This is a genomic window from Methylobacterium adhaesivum, from assembly GCF_022179065.1.
Taxonomy (GTDB): Bacteria; Pseudomonadota; Alphaproteobacteria; order Rhizobiales; family Beijerinckiaceae; genus Methylobacterium; species Methylobacterium adhaesivum.
This window is the reverse complement of sequence record NZ_BPQD01000007.1, coordinates 379923-399768: the sequence shown is the minus strand read 5'-3', so window position 1 is coordinate 399768 and position 19846 is coordinate 379923. Positions and strand designations below refer to the sequence as shown.

The 19846-nt window shown below is 69.9% G+C and carries 11 protein-coding genes; 9 read left to right on the top strand and 2 right to left on the bottom strand.

Features of this window, described 5'->3' with window-relative positions; genetic code table 11:
* The first annotated feature begins 44 nt into the window (after nt 1–44).
* Complete coding sequence (locus tag MFF01_RS09270) at nt 45–4580, top strand: rhamnosyltransferase WsaF family glycosyltransferase (RefSeq protein ID WP_238224175.1); 4536 nt, start codon at nt 45–47, stop codon at nt 4578–4580.
* Here the strand turns inward: MFF01_RS09270 and MFF01_RS09265 are convergent, their stop codons facing one another.
* Nucleotides 4581–5564, bottom strand: coding sequence for a LacI family DNA-binding transcriptional regulator (locus tag MFF01_RS09265; protein ID WP_238224174.1), 984 nt, complete (start codon nt 5562–5564; stop codon nt 4581–4583).
* A gap of 171 nt (nt 5565–5735) precedes the next feature.
* On the opposite strand from MFF01_RS09265, the gene ptsP reads away from it, so the two are divergent.
* The 4 genes from ptsP (at nt 5736) to MFF01_RS09245 (ending at nt 12536) form a co-directional block, all read left to right on the top strand.
* Nucleotides 5736–8276 carry a phosphoenolpyruvate--protein phosphotransferase gene (ptsP, locus tag MFF01_RS09260; protein WP_238224173.1) on the top strand — a complete coding sequence of 847 codons (2541 nt, stop codon included), beginning with the start codon at nt 5736–5738 and terminating at the stop codon, nt 8274–8276.
* Nucleotides 8273–9223, top strand: a complete 951-nt coding sequence (gene pfkB / locus MFF01_RS09255; RefSeq protein ID WP_238224172.1) for a 1-phosphofructokinase — start codon at nt 8273–8275, stop codon at nt 9221–9223. Before ptsP ends, pfkB begins: the two co-directional genes overlap by 4 nt.
* 31 nt (nt 9224–9254) lie before the next feature.
* A complete protein-coding gene (locus MFF01_RS09250) occupies nt 9255–10970 on the top strand; it encodes a PTS fructose transporter subunit IIC (RefSeq protein WP_238224170.1) in 1716 nt (571 codons plus the stop codon).
* A 69-nt stretch (nt 10971–11039) separates the two neighbouring features.
* Nucleotides 11040–12536, top strand: coding sequence for a carbohydrate porin (locus MFF01_RS09245; RefSeq protein ID WP_238224169.1), 1497 nt, complete (start codon nt 11040–11042; stop codon nt 12534–12536).
* 19 nt (nt 12537–12555) lie between these two features.
* Here MFF01_RS09245 and MFF01_RS09240 read toward each other — a convergent pair whose 3' ends face one another.
* Entirely contained in the window at nt 12556–14376 is a 1821-nt protein-coding gene (locus MFF01_RS09240) for a monovalent cation:proton antiporter-2 (CPA2) family protein (protein ID WP_238224167.1), read from the bottom strand.
* A gap of 487 nt (nt 14377–14863) precedes the next feature.
* Between MFF01_RS09240 and MFF01_RS09235 the strand changes: the two genes are divergently transcribed.
* Genes MFF01_RS09235 through polA form a run of 4 tightly spaced genes read left to right on the top strand, consistent with a single transcriptional unit; the run spans nt 14864 to nt 19807 of the window.
* Nucleotides 14864–16021, top strand: a complete 1158-nt coding sequence (locus tag MFF01_RS09235) for a YihY/virulence factor BrkB family protein (protein ID WP_238224165.1) — start codon at nt 14864–14866, stop codon at nt 16019–16021.
* Between the two features lie 40 nt (nt 16022–16061).
* Complete coding sequence (locus MFF01_RS09230; protein ID WP_238224163.1) at nt 16062–16358, top strand: nucleotidyltransferase family protein; 297 nt, start codon at nt 16062–16064, stop codon at nt 16356–16358.
* On the top strand, nt 16339–16698 hold the full coding sequence (locus MFF01_RS09225) for a HepT-like ribonuclease domain-containing protein (protein ID WP_238224161.1): 360 nt from the start codon (nt 16339–16341) through the stop codon (nt 16696–16698). The genes MFF01_RS09230 and MFF01_RS09225 overlap by 20 nt, the downstream gene beginning before the upstream one ends.
* Nucleotides 16699–16738: 40 nt before the next feature.
* Nucleotides 16739–19807, top strand: a complete 3069-nt coding sequence (polA, locus tag MFF01_RS09220; RefSeq protein ID WP_238224159.1) for a DNA polymerase I — start codon at nt 16739–16741, stop codon at nt 19805–19807.
* Nucleotides 19808–19846: the final 39 nt, after the last annotated feature.

Sequence of the window (19846 nt, the reverse complement as noted above, 5' to 3'; positions counted from 1 at the left end):
GAACGCCCGTGCGAAACCCGTTCGCACGGCTCGAGCAGGACTTCATGCGGCGCTTATCCCGGACGATCGTGGGCCTGTCGAAGTCCCGTGCGACGCGGCCCTCACCCAAGACGATCCGTCTCTACGACAAGATCTTGGATCGCGCCTACTACCTCTCGACTCATCCGGACGTTGCGGCAGAGGGCATCGATCCCCTGCGCCATTTCAGTGAGAACGGCGCACGCGAGGGCCGGAGCCCGCATCCCCTGTTCGATCCTGTCTGGTATGCCTCGATCCATTCCGAGGCGGCGGACGATCCCCTGGGGCACTTCCTGTCAGACCGGGGCGGCGACCCGCACCCCCTGTTCGACGCACGCTGGTATCGCGACACCTATCGCGACGTGGTCGGATCGAACCGCGACGCTTTCATTCACTATATCGAACACGGCGCCCGCGAGGGCCGCGACCCACACCCCTTGTTCGACACGGCCTGGTACGTCGCCCGTCATCCGGAGGCGCGACGCGCGCCGCTCGTCCATTACCTGTCGGGCCGGGGAACCTGGCCGCACCCGTTGTTCGACGACGTCTGGTACCGCGAGGCGCACGCGAAATCCGTCGCCTCCGGCATCAATCCCCTGGCCCAGTACGTCGCCGGGGGCTGGCGCGAGCACAATCCGAACCCATTCTTCCACCTCTACTGGTATTTCGACAGCGTGCCCGAACTGGCGGGCGGTGCCAGCAATCCCTTGATCCACTACGCGCGGACCGGCGAAGCGGCGGGGCTGCGGCCGCATCCCCTGTTCGATCCCGACTGGTATCGCGAGCAGGTCGCCGGAGCCGATCTTCGTGGGGAGCCCCTGGCCTCGCCCCTGGCCGACTTTCTTCACCGGGGCGGTCCCGCTGGGCTCAGCTCCCATCGGCTCATCGATCCGGCATGGTACTATGACGTCAATTCCGACGTGGCGGAGGAGAACGTGCCGGCGGCGCGCCACTACCTCGTCCACGGTTGGATCGAGGGCCGCAACCCGCATCCCCTGTTCGACATCCACCATTACCGGCGTACCAATCAGGACGTCGCCGCGGCCGGCCTGGAACCCCTGACCCACTACGTCGCCAACGGCTACCGCGAGGGGCGCAGCCCGCATCCCCTGTTCGACCCGCGCCACTACGCGCTCCACAGCCCCGACGTGATCGAGGCGGGGCGTGATCCGCTGGTTCATTACCTCACCTACGGGGCCGCCGAGGGACGGGACCCGAACCTGTTCTTCGACTCCGCCTGGTATACGCGTCAGCACGAGAGCCGCCTCGACAACGGCACCATCAACCCCCTGCTCCACTACCTCTCGGCCGGCGCCCGCGAGAGCCGCGACCCGAGCCCCCTCGTCGACCGGGAATTCTACCTCGCCCACCATCAGGACGTCCTGCACGCCGGCGTCGATCCGCTGCAGCATTACGTAACCGGCGGTCACGCCGAAGGCCGCTTGCCGCGCCCGCCCGACCGCTGGAGCGAGGTCTGCGCGGTCACGGACATCCCCTGTGAGATCCGCCGCGACCCGCCGCCCCTGGCCGATCGGGACGTCTGCTTCTTCGTGACCTACACGCCCGACGGACGGGTCCACGACCACACCCTCGCATACCTCGCCGCCCTGAAGGCGGAAGGGTTGACGGTGGTGGTGATCGTGGCGACGGACGGCCTGTCCCGTCCCCTGCCGGAGGCCCTCGAGAGCCTGGACGGTCTCCTCGTCCGCATCAACCACGGATGGGATTTCGCCGCGTGGGCAGCCGCGATCGCGACCTTCCCCGACGTGTGGAAGGCCCGCTCCCTGATCCTGACCAACGACAGCATCTACGGGCCGGTCGATCGCGCCGACTTCGCCCAGGTGATCGAGCGCGTCCGCACGAGCGAGGCGGACCTCGTTGGCCTCACCGACAGCTACCAGGCCCGGCCGCACCTGATGAGCTACTTCATCGGGCTCACCCGCACCGGCCTCGCCGCGCCCGCCATCCGCCGGCACTGGGCGGACGTGCGCAGCATCCGCGACAAGCTCGAGGTCATCAAGGCCTACGAGATGACGCCCCTGGCCCATTGGAAGGCGGAAGACGTCGCCGTCGAGGTGCTGTTCCCGACGGCGGACGACGTGCCCCTGGCCGTGAACCCGACCCTCGTGCGCTGGCGCGAACTCCTCGCGCGCGGTTTCCCGTTCCTGAAGGTCCAGCTCCTGCGCGATACCCTCGAACAGGCCGATCCGACGGGATGGGAGACGGTCCTCGACGGCAACCCTGCCTTACGCGGTGCCATCGAGCGCCACCTCGCCGTCGTCGCGCCCAAAGCCATGATCGCGCCGAAGCTGGTCCCCGCTCCGGGACCGGAGGTCGATGCCGGCGCCCAGCCCGAGGACGAGCCGGAGGCGGCGACCGCCCCGGCCATGAAGCCACAGCCGACCCTGCGGCCCGTGCCGGCCCCGCGCCGGCGCTTCAAGCGCAACACCGCCGCCCGAACCTTCTACGGCGCGACGCAGAGCATGCGCCCACGCGAGGCCACGGATCTCGCCCTCGAAGTGCCGTTCGCCTACGGCCCCGACGCGCGCGGCGGCCCCGTCGCGGTGGTGATGCACGTCTTCTACCCGGAGATGATGCCGGAACTGCTCGCCCGCATCGCCCACATTCCCGTGCGGGCCGACCTCTACGTCTCCACCGATACCTCCGAGAAGCAGGCCGCCATCGCGGCCTCGGCCGCCGATTACGCCAACGGCACCGTCGAGGTCCGGGTGTTTCCCAATATCGGCCGCGACATCGCCCCGACGATCATCGGGTTCCAAGACGTGTTCGCGCGCTACGACATCTTCCTGCACATCCACTCGAAGAAGTCGCCGCACGACCCGCGCTTCGCGCCCTGGCGCGACTACCTCCTCGACAACCTGCTGGGCTCGCCCGAGGTTGTGGCTTCGGTCCTGCGTCTTCTCGCCGAGGAAGACGTCGGTCTCGTGTTCTCGCAGCATTTCGGCGAGGTCCGCCCCCTGCTGAACTGGGGCTACGATTTCGACCTCGCCAAGGATCTGCTGGCCAGGGCCGGCATCACCCTGCGCAAGGACTACGTCCTCGATTTCCCGTCGAGCTCGTTCTTCTGGGCCCGCAGCGCTGCCGTGAAGCCCCTCCTCGACATCGGCCTCGACTGGGGGGACTTCCCGGCCGAAGCCGGGCAGATCGACGGGACTCTCGCGCACGCCATCGAGCGTTCGCTGCTGTATTTCGCCGAATCCGCCGGTTTCCGCTGGACCAAGGTGGCGCGGGTCGGCACCGGCACCGACGAGACCCTGGTGCCCGTGCCGACGGAGGCCGACGTGGCGCCGGGCCTCGTCCGGGTCTATCGCCCGCTGCTGGGCAACCCCCTGCGGCCCTACCAGCAGCGCCACCTGTTTCCCGAGGTGACGCCCGTGGCGACGCGGTCCGATCCGAGCCCGCGTCCGCGCCTTAACCTCGTCCTGCCGACCCTACACCCGAAGCACATCTTCGGCGGGATCACGACGGCCCTGCGCACCTTTGAGGGGCTGGCCGCCGCCCTCGGCGATGGATTCGACCGCCGGATTATCTGCGGCTACGTGCCCATCGATCTCGAGACCATGGCGGGCATGCCCGATTACCGGCTCGTCTCCCTCGGTTCGCCCTATGACGCGTTCCCGCGCACGATCGTCGACGTCTACGACATCGATGGCGGCGAACTCCCGATCCGGGCGGGCGACATCTTCATGCCCACCGCTTGGTGGACGGCGAGCGGTAGCGAACTGTTCCAGGCGGCGCAGGGGCGCTACCACGGCCGCGAGTTGCCGGTCCTGTACCTGATCCAGGATCACGAGCCGGGCTTCTACGGCTGGTCTTCGAACTTCTCGATGTCGCGTGCCACCTATGCGCACCCGGACAAGACCATCGCGCTCATCAACTCGGAAGAGTTGGCGAACTACATGCTCCGGCACTACGCGCTGACGGATGCCAGCATCGTGCGCTATGCCGCCAATCAGAAGATCCGCAACGCCTTGAGCGTGAAGAAGCGCGAGCGCATCATCCTCGTCTACGGACGTCCTTCGACCCCGCGCAACTGCTTCGAGACCCTGTGTGCCGGCCTCTCCCTCTGGCAGCAGGCCGAGCCGACGGTTGCGGCCGAGTGGCGGATCGTTTCGGCGGGCGAGGACTACGACCCCGCCCGGGCCGGAGGCGTCTACAACCTCGAAGTCTGCGGTAAGCTCACCCTGGAGGATTACGCGGACGTCCTGAGCCGCGCCTCCGTCGGCATCTCCCTCATGGTGTCGCCGCACCCGAGCTATCCGCCCCTGGAGATGGCCCATGCGGGCTTGCGCACGATCACCAACGCGTACGAGTGCAAGGACCTGAGCGCGCGCAGTCCCAACCTCACCTCCCTCGACATCCTGACGCCCGACGCCCTGGCGGACGCCCTGTCGCGGATCGTTCGCGAGGCTGAGGCGGAGATCGGCCGGGTCCGGCCGTTCTGCGAGATCGCACCGCTGCCCTGTCCGCTGCCGGATTACGATCCGGCGGCCCTGGCCGAGCGCCTGCGTGGCCTCGTCGAAGCGCCGGGGAAGGCCTGATCAAGCCGCTCCTGTCGAACCGCGAAAGATGGCCCGTCCGCTGAGCGTCACCTTGCGCACGGGCTGATCGGGGTTGGCGATGCGCTCGAACAGGAGGCGCATGGCCTGGGTGCCGATCTCGGCCACGGGCTGCTCGATGACCGTGAGGCCGGGATCGACGAGATCCGTCCACGGCTCGTTGTCGAATCCGGCCAGGGCGAGATCGGACGGGATCCGCAGGCCCCGTCCGCGCGCGGCCCGGAACGCGCCCATGAGCATCTGTCCGTTGGAGAGCACCAGGGCGTCGGGCCGCTCGGGGCCCTCGAACCAGGCCGCGGCCGCCATCTCGGCCGCTTCGGCCTGGGGCAGGACCGCCCGGGCCTGGGCCTCGAGGCCGTGGCGGGCCATGGCCGCCGCGTAGCCATCCCGGCGTTCCCGCGCCGTCGAACTCGTCGAGCCGAACAGGCCGCCGATGCGCGAATACCCCCGGGCCACGAGGTGGTCGACCAGGGCCGCGCTCGCCCCGGCATTGTCGAGGACGATGCTGTCGTGCAGCCCCGGCGGCCCGGCTCGGTCGATGAACACCGTCGGGAAGGGGAGGTCGCCGGGGCCCAGCGCCTCGGCGGTGGTCCGGGTGGGGGCGAAGATCACGCCCGAGACGCGCTCCTCCTCCATGAGGCGCAAATAGAGGGCCTCGCGGGCGGCATCCTCGTCGGTGTTGCACAGGATGACCCGCATCCCGGCGCCGTAGGCCGCGTCCTCCACCGCCCGGCTGACGGCGGTGAAGAAGGGGTTGCGGATATCGGCGACGATGAGGCCGACCGTCTGCGTTGTCTGCGAGCGCAGGCGGCGGGCGGACAGGTTGGGGCGGTAGCCCGTCGCCCGCACGGCGGCATCCACCTGCGCCCGCAGGGCCTCGCTTACCGGACCCTTGCCGAGGGCCCGCGACACCGTCGCCGTCGAGACCCCGGCCGCCCGAGCGACGTCGCGGATCCCCACCGTCATCGCGCGACCCTCACTTGTGGGGCGGAAAACGTTTGCATTGTCATACCTGCGTTTTGGCAGTTGGCGACGCGTTCGGCAACAAATTTCAGGAATTTTACCGGGGACGCGTTGACACGTTTTGTGAAAACGTTTTCAGTGCTTGTAACAAATCAATGACGGGAGGAGCACGCCATGCTCGCACCGAACCCCCTGACGACACCGCGGCTGCTCGTGCGCACCGCCGCAGCCCCGTCCGACAAGGCGACCGCCATCCGCGAGGCGGCGCAACTCCTGATCGCGGCCGGGTGCATCGATGCCGCCTACGAGGGTAGCATGCTGCGGCGCGAGGGGGTGGCCAACACCTATCTCGGCCACGGCGTTGTGATCCCCCACGGCATGGTCGACGATCGCCACATGGTGCGGGAGAGCGGCATCGCGGTGCTGCAGGTGCCCGCCGGCATCGAATGGCACGACGGCCAGACGGCACATCTCGTCGTCGCCATCGCGGCGCAATCCGACACCCACATCACGGTCCTGCGTCGGCTCACCCGCCTGATCCAGGACGAGGCGCGCCTCGCGATCCTGCGCGTCACGGACCGGCCGGAGGATATCGCCGCGGCGCTTCGCGAGGACGCGACCGCCCTCGGGGCCTCGGGGCCGGCCACGGACCTGCGCCAGCGCTTCGACTGGACGGTGGATTACCCCACGGGCCTCCACGCCCGCCCGGCTTCGCACTGGGTCGACGTCGCCCGCGCCTGCCCGGCCCGCATCCAGGTGCGCCACGGCGCCGAGGTGGCCGACGCCAAGAACCTCATCGCCCTGCTCCAGCTCGGCCTGCGCTGCGGCGACGAGGTCACGATCTCGGCCGAGGGCGATGACGAGGCCGGATCGCTCGCCCGGATCTGCGCGGCGGTGACCTCGCTCAGCGCTGGCGAGAAAGCCGCCGCGAAGGCGGCAGCCGAAGCCGCCGACAAGGCCTCCGCGCCCGTCGCCGGCTGGAACCCCGTGGACGCGCCCCGGGTGATCCCGGCCATCGGCGCCAGCCCCGGCATCGCCATCGGCCCGATCCACGTCCTGGCCTCGGCGGAGATCGCCGTGCCCGATAGTCCTGAGCCCCTCACCAGCGGCGGCGACCGCCTGCACGCGGCTTTGCGCGCCACCGCCGGCCAGTTGAAGGCGCTCGCCGATGACACCGAGCGCCGCCTCGGCAAGGCCGATGCGGGGATCTTCAAGGCGCAGGGCGACCTCATCGCCGACACCGACCTCATCACTCTCGCGTGCCAGCTCATGGTCGAGGGCCACGGCGTCGCCTTCGCCTGGAATCAGGCCGTGGAGCGGATGGCGAGCCGACTCTCGGCGCTGGGCAACCCCGTCCTCGCCGCCCGCGCGGCGGACCTGCGCGACGTCGGCCGCCGAGTCCTGGCGCAGATCGACCCCTCCCTGAAGAGTGGCCACGACCTGCCGGACGTCCCCTGCATCCTCGTCGCCCCCGACCTCGCGCCCTCCGACACCGCCGGCCTCGATCCGGCCCGCGTCATCGGCCTCGCCACGGCGCAGGGCGGTCCGACCTCGCACACGGCGATCCTCGCTCGCACCTTGGGAATCCCGGCCGTGGTCGCGGGCGGCGCCACCCTTCTGGCCATTCCCAACCACACCACCGCGATCCTCGACGGCACCACCGGGCGGCTCTACCTCGATCCCTCGGACGCCGACCTTGCCTCGGCCCAGGCATGGCGCGCGGCGCAGGCCGAGACCCAGGCCGCCGAGGCCCGCGAGCGGGCGCTTCCCGCGCGGACCCGCGACGGGCACGCCGTCGCCATCGGCGCCAACGTCAACAATCCCGAGCAGGTGCCGCTGGCCCTCGATCAGGGCGCCGAGGGCGTCGGGCTCATGCGCACGGAATTCCTGTTCCTCGAACGCGGCGATACGCCCTCGGAAGACGACCAGTACGCCACTTATTCGGCCATGCTGGCGGCGCTCGCCGGGCGCCCCCTCATCGTGCGCACCCTCGACATCGGCGGCGACAAGCAGGTGGCGCACCTGCATCTCCCCAAGGAAGAAAATCCCTTCCTCGGCGTACGCGGCGCCCGCCTGCTCCTGCGCCGGCCCGACCTGATGGAGCCGCAGCTGCGGGCTCTCTACCGGGCGGCGAGGGATCACGTTCCGGCCGGTGCCCCCACGGGCAAGGACGCGCCGCTCTCCATCATGATGCCGATGATCACCTCCGTGCCGGAAGTGCTGGCGCTTCGCACCGTCTGCGAGCGTATCCGGGAGGAGATCGGCGCGCCGCCGGTGCCGCTCGGCATCATGATCGAGGTGCCGGCTGCCGCGATCCAGGCCGACGCCCTGGCCCGGCATTGCGACTTCTTCTCTATCGGCACCAACGACCTCACCCAGTACGCCCTGGCCATCGACCGGCAGAACACCGAGATGGCGCCCGAAGCCGACAGCCTGCACCCGGCGGTCCTGCGCCTTATCCGCATGACCTGCGAGGGTGCCGCCCGGCACGGCCGCTTCGTCGGCGTCTGCGGCGGCATCGCCGGCGATCCGTTCGGCGCGAGCCTGCTCGCCGGCCTCGGCATCCACGAACTCTCCATGACCCCGCGCGACCTGCCCGCCGTCAAGGCGCGCCTGCGCGCGTCCAGCATGGCCGAACTCCGGGCGCTGGCGGCGCGCGCCTGCGCCGAGGAAGATGCGGCGGGCGTGCGCGCCCTGGACGGGGCTCAGGCATGAGCGCCCCCCTCCTCACCCTCACCCTCAACCCGGCCATCGACCAGACGGTGACCCTCGAGCATCTCGCCCCGGGTGAGGTGCACCGGGCGCTCGCCTCGCGCTCGGATGCCGGCGGCAAGGGGGTCAACGTCGCGGGCTGCCTCGCCGATTGGGGCCTGCCCGTGGCCGTCACCGGGATTCTGGGAGCCGACAACGCCGCGCCCTTCGCCGCCCTGTTCGCGGCCAAGGGCATCGACGACCGCTTCATCCGCGTCGCCGGGCAGACCCGGACCAACCTGAAGCTTCTGGACCTGCAATCGGGCGACACCACCGACGTGAACCTGCCGGGCCTGTCCCTGACGGCGGGCGTCTTCGCGGCGGCCCGCGCGCGCCTCCTCGAATCGGCGGGGCCGGGAAGCCTCGTGGTCCTGGCCGGCAGCCTGCCCGGCGGGCTCACTGCCGACACCTATGCGGACCTCACCCGCCGCCTGAAGGCGCGGGGCGCCCGCGTGGTCCTCGATGCCTCTGGCCCGGCCCTCGCGGCGGCCCTGGCGGCGGGGGCGGATGCCCTGCCGGAGGTGGTCAAGCCGAACCGGCACGAACTCGAGGAATGGGCGGGGCGGCCCCTCGCCACCCGCGCCGAGGTCCATGCGGGGGCCCGCGCCTTGAGCGAGCGCGGCATTCCCATGGTGGCGGTGTCCCTGGGCGCCGAGGGCGCCCTGTTCCTCTGCCGCGAGGGGGCGATCCACGCCCATGCGCCGGCCGTCGCCGTCGCCAGCACCGTCGGCGCGGGGGATGCCCTCGTGGCCGGCCTCGTCGCCGGGCTGCACGCCGACGCCGCCCTCGACGACAGGGCGCGGCTGGCCCTGGCCTTCGCCGCCGGGAAGCTGACCCGCGCGGGAGCCAACCTCCCCGAGCGCGCCGTGGTGGAGCGCCTCGCCGCCTCCGTCCGCATCGAGCGCCTGTAACCCCCACCCGAACGAGACACGAGGCACGGCGATGGCACATCTGTTGGCGGTGGTGGGCGGGGGCGACCTCTCCACCCACGCGGTCCTGGCGGTGGAGGCCCTTCGCAAGGCGGCGTCGGGGCGCAACCAGCCCATCGAGTTCGAGGTCCGTCCCGGCGGCCATCCGCTGTCGGAGGCCGCCATCGCCGGGGCCGACACCGTGCTGCTGGTCGGTTCGGGCGACCTCGCCGAGGGGCGATTCTCGGCCCTCACGCGGGCCCGGGTCGCCATCGACGAGGTGCTCACCGACGTCCACGCGGTGCTCGACCGGGTGCTGGCCGGCGCCGCCTCCGCTCCGGCGGCCCCCCGGCCCGACGCGAGGACCCGCATCGTCGCCATCACCTCCTGTCCCACGGGCATCGCCCACACCTTCATGGCCGCCGAGGGCATCCAGGCGGCGGGCAAGGCGCTGGGCTACGACGTCCGGGTCGAGACCCAAGGGTCGGTGGGCGCCCGCGACGCGCTCACGGTGGCCGAGATCGCGGCGGCCGACATCGTCCTCATCGCCGCCGACACCGGCGTCGACCGGGCGCGCTTTGCCGGCAAGCGCCTCTACGCCACCACCACCAAGGCGGCGATCCGCGACGGCAAGGGCCTCCTCGCCACGGCCCTCGCCGAGGCACAGCTCCAGCCCACCGGGGGCGCCGCCGCGCCTTCGTCCGACGCGCCCACCCGCCCGGCGGCGGAAAAACAGGCCGGCGCCTACAAGCACCTCATGACCGGCGTGTCGTTCATGCTGCCCTTCGTGGTGGCGGGCGGCCTGCTCATCGCCCTGGCCTTCGCGCTGGGCGGCATCGACGCCATGGCGCCCGGCAACGCCGGAACCCTGGCCTACGCGCTCGGCGAGATCGGCGCCAAGGCGGCCTTCGTGCTCATCGTTCCGGCGCTCGCCGGCTACATCGCCTATTCCATCGCCGACCGGCCCGGCATCGCGCCCGGCATGGTCGGCGGCATGCTCGCCACCAATCTCCAGGCCGGGTTTCTGGGGGGCATCGCGGCGGGCTTCATCGCCGGCTACACCGCGCGGTTCCTCAACAGGCACATCCGCCTGCACCGCAACCTGGAGGGGCTGAAGCCCGTCCTGATCCTGCCGTTGCTCGCCACCCTCGTGACCGGCCTCGCGATGATCTACGTCGTCGGTGTGCCCGTGGCGGCGGCGCTCGCCGGGCTCACGGGCTGGCTCAAGGGCATGCAGGGGGCGAGCGCCCTGGTGCTCGGCCTCGTGCTCGGCGGCATGATGGCCGTCGATATGGGCGGGCCCATCAACAAGGCCGCCTACGCCTCGGCCGCGGCCCTCCTGTCCTCCGGCGTCGACGCGCCCATGGCCGCCGTGATGCTCGGCGGAATGACGCCGCCCCTCGGCATCGCGCTCGCCACCCGCCTGTTTCCCCGTCGCTTCACGGCGCCCGAGCGCGAGGCCGGCGGCGCGGCGGCGGTTCTGGGGGCGGCCTTCATCACCGAGGGCGCCATTCCGTTCGCCGCCGCCGATCCCCTGCGGGTGATCCCCGCCATGGTGGCCGGCTCGGCGGTCGCGGGCGCCATCGCCCTCACCCAGGGCGTCACCCTCAAGGTGCCCCATGGCGGCCTGTTCGTGCTGCCGATCCCGAATGCCGTCACCAACGTCACCGGCGCGGTGATCGCCCTCGTGGCCGGCACCCTCGTCACCGCCATCGCCGTCGGGCTGCTGAAGAAGACCCGCACGCTCTGAAACACCAGCCGATCCGGCATCAAGACCGGACGCAGGACCATCAACGAAGAACGACCAAGGGGGAGAGACATGAAGGCTGGGTGGATCGGGGCCGCCGGACTGGCGCTCGGGCTGGGCACGGCACAGGCACAAGATGCGCCCCCCGATCCGGCCATGGCCGCCGGCGTCGCGGTGCCGGCCACCGCCCAGCGCCCGGTCCTGCGGCGCAGCGCCCAGCGCCGCCCCGCTCGCCCGCCCAACGGCCAGGGCTTCGGCGGGGCCGACAGCGCTGCGGAGGCCGCCGACACCCTCGGCCAGAGCGCGACGCCGCCCACCATCGCGCCGGGCGTGTTCGACCTCGGCAACGGTCTCAGCGTCCTGATGAACTACACCGGCCAGGCGGCGGCCAATCCCGTCGGCGGCATCCGCCAGGGGTCGGCCTATGCTGGTCAGCTGTTCTTCGGCCTCGACGGCGACCTCAACCGCATCGCCGGAATCCAGGGCGGCTCGTTCCACGTGGCGGTCACGAACCGTCACGGCCGCAACCTCGCCGACGACCGCATCGGCAACAACACCTCAGTGCAGGAGATCTTCGGCGGCGGGCAGACCACGCGCCTGACGCTGCTGTCCTACCAGCAGAAGCTCTTCGGCGACCGGCTCGACATCGAGGTCGGACGGCTGGTGGCCAACATCGCCTTCCTCAACTCGCCGCTCTACTGCAATTTCCAGTCGAACTCCGCCTGCGGCAACCCGACCTTCGTGTTCAAGACCTCGAACTTCACCTTCTGGCCGGTGTCGAGCTGGGGCGCCCACGCCAAGGCGTGGATCACCGACAAGGTCTTCTTCCACGCGGGTGTCTACGAGGTGAACCCCCGCCACCAGCAGCCGGGCGACAACGGCCTCGATTTCTCGACGAAGGGCGCCACCGGCGCGATCATGCCGTTCGAGCTCGGCTACTCCACCACCTTCGCCAACGACGTGCTGCCGCGGAACTACGGCATCGGCGGCTACATCGACCGTTCGGACTATGCCGACCCCGTCCTCGACGCCACGGGCCGCTCGGCCCTGTTCTCGGGCGCCGCGCCGGCGACGCGGTTCGGCCGCTCGGGCGTCTACGCCCGCTTCGACCAGATGGTGTGGCGACCCGACCCCACGGCGCCGCAGGGCCTGAGCGTGTTCGGCGTTGCCATGAAGGGCACGTCGGGCCGGCAGATCGAGGATTACTTCCTCGAACTCGGTGCCGTGCAGACCGGGACCTTCGCGGATCGGCCCTACGACACGGTCGGCTTCGTCATCAACACTCAGAAGTTCTCGTCCCTGGGCCTCGCCAACATCCGCCTCGCCCGCGCGGCCTTGGGGCTCGGCAGCGGCGATGTGCCGACGCAGCAAGTCATGATGGAACTGAACTACGGCATCCAGGTCACGCCCGCGATTCGCGTGACGCCGAACCTCCAGTACATCCTCAATCCCGACCAGACCCGGTTTCCGCTCCGACCCCGGAACATCCCCGACGCCTTCGTGATCGGCGCCAAGCTCTCCGTCGACCTGTTCACCCTGGCGGGCCTCGCCGGGGGGCCGGGACGGTAAGCCAAGCTCACCGCACGCCTTACCCTTCCGCTGCGTCCTCCTTGTGTGGGCGCAGCTCCGGTACGCCGTGGTCGATCCCGGCCTCGACGGGGGCCGACCGACTCTCGACACGTGTGCTGTCGACGAAGATGCGGGCCTCGCCCTCCTTCAGGCCGAGGCTGCGCAGGGCGTAGAGGGTCATGCCGAAGGCGAGTTCGCGTTCGGCCATGAGCACGAGGCCGACGCCCTGTTCCTCGAAATGCCGGCGCTCGCCATCGTTGTGAGTGCGGACCAGGGTATCGATCGTGGGATTCAGCTCGCGGGCCAGTTCTACGAGGCGCCGCGCCGTGTGCGGCTCGGGCGTCGCGACGATGATGATCCGGGCCGCCTCGATATCGGCCGCATGGAGGATGCCGGGCGCCGTGGCATCGCCGAACACCGCCTCGACGCCTTCCTGGCGCAGGTCGAGGACCCGGCGCCGGTCGCGGTCGACGACGATGTAGGGCAGGTCCCAGGCCGTCAGCGCCTTGCCGATGGTGCTGCCGACGCGGCCGTAGCCGACGACGATGGCGTGGCCCCGCTTCGGCGCCCCCTCCAGGCTGGCAGGAAAATCCGCCGCACCGCGCCGCTCGAACCGGGCGGCGAGCGCCGGCCGGGCGGCCACCGTGCGTCCGATCCAGTCGGTGAGGGCGAAGAACAGCGGGTTGAGGGTGATGGACAAGATCGCGCCGCCGAGGATGAGGTCGCGGCCCTCCGTCGGCAGAAGCTTCAGCGACAGGCCGAGGCTCACGAGGATGAACGAGAATTCGCCGATCTGGGCAAGACTCGCCGCGATGGTGAGGGCTGTGCCGAGGGGATGCTTGAACGCCAGCACGATGGCGACCGCCGCCACGGACTTGCCCACCAGGATCACGCCCAGCACCGCCAGCACCGAGAGCGGCTCGCGCACGAGGATGCCGGGGTCGAACAGCATGCCGACGGAGACGAAGAACAGCACCGCAAAGGCGTCCTGCAGGGGCAGGGAATCGGCCGCCGCCTGATGGCTGAGATCGGATTCGGCGAGCACCATGCCGGCGAAGAAGGCGCCGAGCGCGAAGGAGACGCCGAACAGTTCCGCCGATCCGAAGGCGATGCCGAGCGCCAGCGCTAGGACCGCGAGGGTGAACAGCTCGCGCGAGCCCGTGCGCGCCGCCTGGTCGAGGAGCCAGGGCACCACCCTGCGGCCCCCGACCAGCATCACCACGGTAAAGACCGCGACCTTGGCGAGCGTCAGCGCGAGGGTGAGCCAGATGTTGCCGTCGCCCGCGTGATGCGCCACGCCGTCCCCGACGCCGCCGAGCGACGGGGCGAGTGCGGGCAGCAGCACCAGGGCGAGCACCATGGCGAGGTCCTCGACGATGAGCCAGCCCACCGCGATGCGGCCCTTGTCGCTGTCCAGCAGCCGGCGTTCCTCGAGGGCGCGCAGGAGCACCACGGTGCTCGCCACCGACAGGGCGAGGCCGAAGACGAGGCCGGCCCCGAGCCCCCAGCCCCAGGCGAGCGCCAAGCCGCCGCCCATGGCGGTGGCCGCGCCGATCTGCACGATGGCCCCCGGCAACGCGATGGTGCGCACGGCCATCAGGTCCTTGATGGAGAAGTGCAGGCCGACGCCGAACATGAGCAGGATCACGCCGATCTCGGCCAGCTGGCCGGCGAGCGCGCTGTTGCCGACGAAGCCCGGCGTGTAGGGGCCGACGAGGACGCCGGCCAGGAGGTAGCCCACGAGGGGCGGCAGGCGGAGGCGCTGAGCCAGCATCCCGCATACGAAGGCGAGCACGAGGCCTAGGGCGATGATGGCGATCAGCTCGGTCGCGTGCGGCACGGGGCGGACTTCTCCGGGTTGGAACCAAGGGGCTCGTGTCGTTCGCCGACGGTGGTGCTTGGGAGCGGAACCGCCGGTCGCCGGACGTTGCATCGGACACCGATACAAGGGTCGTGCACAAGGGTCGTGCCGCCTGCCATCCCGGAGGGCAAGCCGGGATGGTGCCTGACGTTCGAACCGGTGGCAGAATTCCGCTGCCGGCTGCTCCCGGGGTGCCGCGACGCACGGCGCCCACCGCCGGGCCCGGATGTCGTAGCCGGGTGTCTTTCCTGAAACACCCGTCACATCGGATCGGGAAGGCCCAGAACCGGCGCGGCCGGGTGTTTCGCGAGGCCCCCTGAAGCCGTAGCGCGTTCGCGCTCGCAAATCCGTGAGGGGCGATGAAACCGGCGGGCGCCGGGCTCCGTTGTCGACACGCGACGCGACGGCGCAAAACATCTGCGCCTGATCTTGCGACAACGTTTTCATCCGGCGGGTCCGACGATCGATGACATTCTCAAGCGAGCGTTCGACTTCGCGTGACGCGCCCGAGACAAAACATTCCGCGATCTGGACCATCGCCCTCGCGACAGCACTCCTCGGGGTCGTCGCGCTGCCCCGCCGGTCGGTGCAGGCCGTCCCCGGAGGGGAGCGGATGAAGGATCCGACGCGCGCGCCGTCACCGTCGCATACGGGCGCCGAGGCGCGGGAGGTGGCGGCGAGCGAACCCGAGCGCGGCCGCGGCGCGCGCACTCCGTCCGAAATTCCCGCCAAGGGCTGGAAGGATATCGGCCTGCGGGTGTTCCACGACATCTCAGAGAACAACATCGTGTCGGTGGCGGCGGGCGTGACCTTCTACGTGCTGCTCGCGATCTTCCCGGCGGTGGCGGCCCTCGTCTCCTGCTACGGCCTGTTCGCCGATGTGGCGACCATCAACGATCACCTCCAGTCCCTGCAGGGCATCGTGCCCTCGGGCGCCCTCGAGATCATCGGCGATCAGGTCAAGCGCATCACGCAGAAGGGCGACACCACCCTCGGCTTCGCCTTCTTCACGGGCATCGTCTTGTCGCTGTGGAGCGCCAATGGCGGGATGAAGGCGGTCTTCTCCGCCCTCAACGTGGTCTACGAGGAGCGCGAGCGGCGCAATTTCGTCTGGCTCAACCTGCGCTCCCTCGCCTTCACCGCCGGGGCCCTGCTGTTCGTCGTCCTGGCCCTGGTCGGTATCGTCGTGGTCCCGGCGGTGATCGGCATCATGGGGCTGAGCACGGAGGCGTGGTACATCGCCCTCCTGCGCTGGCCCGTCCTGTTGCTGGCGGTGCTGGGTGGCCTCGCCCTGCTCTACCGCTACGGTCCGAGCCGTGACGCGCCGCGCTGGCGTTGGGTCACGTGGGGCAGCACCTTCGCGGGCATCGCCTGGCTCGCCACGTCGCTCGGCTTCTCGTGGTACGTGGCCAATTTCGGCAAGTACAACGAGACCTACGGTTCGCTCGGCGCGGCCATCGGCTTCATGACCTGGATCTGGATCTCCACCACGATCGTTCTTGTCGGCGCCGAGATCAACGCCGAGATGGAACACCAGACCGAGGTCGACACCACGGTTGGCGCGGAGCAGCCCCTCGGCACCCGCGACGCACGGATGGCCGATACCGTGGGGGCGGCGCGGTGAGCCTCTTCAGCGGCCGGGACAGTTGCGGTACGGTCCCTTCATGGAACGCGACGCGGCCATCGAGATTCTTCGACGCAACGAGGACGTCCTGCGGGCGCGCGGGATCAGGCACGCCGCCCTGTTCGGCTCGACGGCACGGGGGGAGGCACGCGCGGGCAGCGACGTCGACATCGTGATCGACCTCGACGACGGTGTGAAACTCGACGTCTACGGTTATGTGGGGCTCTGCCATTTCATCGCAGACCTCTTTCCCGTGGGGGTCGATGTAGCCAATCGAAAAACCTTGAAGGACCGCATCCGAACGCGGGTCGAGCGCGATGCCGTCCCTGTCTTCTGATCGGGAAGACGATGCCTGCGAGGACATCGTTGCCAATGCCGAGGCGGCTCTGCATTTCACCACCGGCATGACCTTCGCGGCTTTCGAAGCGGATCTGCGGACGCAATACGCCGTTATCCGTTGCCTCGAGATCATTTCGGAAGCGAGCCGGTTGCTCGGTCCCGAGCTCAAGGCGCGTCACCCCGGCATTCCCTGGCGCGACATCGCGGATGCCGGAAATCTTTACCGTCATGCCTATCATCGCGTGTCGCTGGACAACGTCTGGAAGACCGTCCACGACCAGTTGAACCCGCTCGTCGCGGTCTGCGATGCCGAACTGGGCCGACCGCCGGCCCCGTGAGCGCGGCCCCCGAGATCCCCTTGCGAGACCCTTCCGCGCGATGACGCTTCCCGCTTCCGCCCCCGTCGGCCCCGGTGATCAGATCATCCTGGTGGATGGATCCTCGTTCATCTTCCGGGCCTACTTCCAGTCGATCAACCAGGACCAGAAGTACAACACCCGGCCCTCCGACGGCCTGCCCACGGGGGCCGTGCGCCTGTTCTGCACCAAGATCGCCCAGTTCGTGCAGGAGGGGGCGGCGGGTGTGATGCCGACGCATCTGGCCATCGTGTTCGACAAGTCCGAGGGCTCGTTCCGAAAGGAGCTCTATCCCGACTACAAGGGCCACCGGCCGGACGCGCCCGACGACCTCAAGCGCCAGATGCCGCTCATGCGCGACGCCGTGCGCGCCTTCGGGCTCCAGCCCATCGAGCTCATCCGCTACGAGGCCGACGACCTCATCGCCACCTACTCGCGCCAAGCCGAGGCGCGGGGTGCCGGCGTCATCATCGTCTCGTCCGACAAGGACCTGATGCAGCTCGTCGGCCCCCTGGTGCGGTTCTACGACTTCGAGTCGGGCACCAAGGGCAAGGCCGGCCACCGGCCCGAGCGCAACCTCGACCGGGATGCCATCATCGCCAAGTGGGAGGGGCTGGAGCCCGAACAGATCGGCGACGCCCTCGCACTCATCGGCGACACCTCCGACAACGTGCCGGGCGTCCCCGGCATCGGCCTGAAGACGGCGGCCGCCCTCATCAAGGAATACGGCAGCCTCGACGCCCTGTTGGAACGGGCGGGCGAGATCAAGCAGCCCAAGCGCCGCGAGACCCTGCTCGCCAGCATCGATCAGGCCCGGCTCTCGCGAAAGCTCGTGGCGCTCGAAGAGAACGTGCCCGTGCCCGTGCCCCTGGACGACCTGAGGCTTCCGAAGCCCGATCCCCAGAAGCTCGTCGGCTTCCTCAAGGCCATGGAGTTCAACACCCTGACGCGGCGCATCGCGCAGATGCTCCACGTCGATCCGGAGGCGGTGCAGCCCGATCCGGCCCTGCTGCCCCAGCGGGTCGAGACCGAGGACGCCCCCTTCGCGGCCGAGGCGCTCGGCGACCCCGTGCCGCTGCCCCCCGGGGGCGACGTCGATCCCTTCGCCGATCTCGGCCTGCCCGATGCGGCGCCCAAACCCCGCCGCTCTCCTGAGGCGACCCCGGCCGATCTCGTGGCGGCCCGCGCCGCCGAATCCGTCAAGCCGTTCGATACGGCGGCCTACGAGACCATCGGCCTCGTGGAGCAGCTCGACGCCTGGATCGCCGAAGCCGAGGAGGCGGGCGTGGTCGCCGTCGATACGGAGACCGATGCGCTGGATGCCATCAATTCCAACCTCGTCGGCATCTCGCTCTGCGTCGCGCCGGGGCGTGCCGCCTACATTCCCCTGCGCCACCTCGATCCCGTCAAGGCGAGCGAGGGCGACCTGTTCGGCGACGCCAAGGCGGCCACCGACGTGTTCCAGCCCGCCGCCGGCCAAATCGACGAGGCGGTGGTGATCGCCCGCCTGAAGTCGCTCCTGGAGAATCCGGGCGTGCTCAAGGTCGGCCAGAACCTGAAATACGACATGGCCGTGCTCACCCGCTACGGCATCGACGTGGCGCCGTTCGACGACACCATGCTGATCTCCTACGTGCTCGATGCCGGCAAGGGCGGGCACGGCATGGACGAGCTCGCTCGCCGGCACCTCGGCCACCAGCCCATCACCTTCGGGGACGTGACCGGCACCGGACGCACGAAGATCACCTTCGACCGGGTGCCCCTCGACCGCGCCACCGCCTACGCGGCCGAGGATGCCGACGTGACGTTGCGCCTGTGGCGGATGATGAAGCCCCGTCTCGTCGCGGAGAAGCGCGTCACCGTCTACGAGACCCTGGAGCGCCCCCTGGTGCCCGTGGTGGCCCGCATGGAGGCGCAGGGCATCCGCGTCGACCGCAACATGCTGAGCCGCCTGTCGGGCGATTTTTCGCAAATTCTGGTGCGTCTCGAGGAAGAGATCCAAGAGGATGCGGGGGAGCGGTTCCAAGTCTCGTCCCCGAAGCAGATCGGCGACATCCTGTTCGGCAAGATGGGCCTGCCCGGCGCCAAGAAGACGCCGTCGGGTCAATGGGCGACACCCGCCACTCTGCTCGAAGAACTGGCCCAGGCCGGGCATGAGCTGCCCAAGAAGATTCTCGAATGGCGCCAGCTCGCCAAGCTGAAATCCACCTACACGGATTCGCTGCAGCAGCACGCCGACCGCGAGACCGACCGGGTCCACACTTCGTTCTCGCTCGCCGCCACCACCACGGGCCGGCTGTCCTCGTCGGACCCGAACCTGCAGAACATCCCGATCCGCACGGAGGAGGGGCGGCGGATCCGCCGCGCCTTCGTGGCGGCGGAGGGCAACCGCCTGATCTCGGCCGATTACAGCCAGATCGAGCTGCGGCTGCTGGCCCACATCGCCGACATCCCGCAGCTGCGTCAGGCCTTCGAAGACGGCATCGACATCCACGCGGCCACCGCCAGCGCCATGTTCGGCGTGCCCCTGAAGGAGATGACGCCGGACCTCAGGCGCCGCGCCAAGACCATCAACTTCGGCATCATCTACGGCATCTCGGCCTTCGGCTTGGCGGACCGCCTCGGCATCGGCCGTGAGGAGGCGGGCGCCTTCATCAAGCAGTATTTCGAGCGCTTCCCCGGCATCCGCGCCTATATCGACGACACCAAGCGCCTGTGCCGCGACCTCGGCTACGTCACCACCCTGTTCGGGCGGGTGTGCCACTACCCCCAGATCCGCTCCAACAACCCGAACGAGCGGGCGAGCGTCGAGCGTCAGGCCATCAACGCCCCGATCCAGGGCTCGGCCGCCGACATCATCCGCCGGGCGATGATCCGCATGGAGGACGCCCTGAAGGCCGACCGCCTCAATGTGCGCATGCTGCTGCAGGTGCACGACGAACTCGTGTTCGAGGCCCCGGAGGACGAGGTGGCGAAGGCCCTGCCGGTGATTTCGCGGATCATGGTCGAGGCGCCGGCCCCGGCTCTGACGCTGAGGGTGCCGCTGGTGGTGGAGGCGCGGGCGGCGTTGAATTGGGAGGAGGCACACTGAGCCGCCGAACGTTCTTCGGCGTTCCCGAAACGGCCCAGG

Coding starts and splice junctions, on each gene's coding strand:
- MFF01_RS09250 (WP_238224170.1), top strand. CDS start 9,255: ATGGCACATCTGTTGGCGGTGGTGGGCGGGGGCGACCTCTCCACCCAC.
- pfkB (WP_238224172.1), top strand. CDS start 8,273: ATGAGCGCCCCCCTCCTCACCCTCACCCTCAACCCGGCCATCGACCAG.
- MFF01_RS09225 (WP_238224161.1), top strand. CDS start 16,339: ATGCCGTCCCTGTCTTCTGATCGGGAAGACGATGCCTGCGAGGACATC.
- MFF01_RS09245 (WP_238224169.1), top strand. CDS start 11,040: ATGAAGGCTGGGTGGATCGGGGCCGCCGGACTGGCGCTCGGGCTGGGC.
- MFF01_RS09265 (WP_238224174.1), bottom strand. CDS start 5,564: ATGACGGTGGGGATCCGCGACGTCGCTCGGGCGGCCGGGGTCTCGACG.
- MFF01_RS09230 (WP_238224163.1), top strand. CDS start 16,062: ATGGAACGCGACGCGGCCATCGAGATTCTTCGACGCAACGAGGACGTC.
- MFF01_RS09235 (WP_238224165.1), top strand. CDS start 14,864: ATGACATTCTCAAGCGAGCGTTCGACTTCGCGTGACGCGCCCGAGACA.
- MFF01_RS09270 (WP_238224175.1), top strand. CDS start 45: ATGCGGCGCTTATCCCGGACGATCGTGGGCCTGTCGAAGTCCCGTGCG.
- ptsP (WP_238224173.1), top strand. CDS start 5,736: ATGCTCGCACCGAACCCCCTGACGACACCGCGGCTGCTCGTGCGCACC.
- polA (WP_238224159.1), top strand. CDS start 16,739: ATGACGCTTCCCGCTTCCGCCCCCGTCGGCCCCGGTGATCAGATCATC.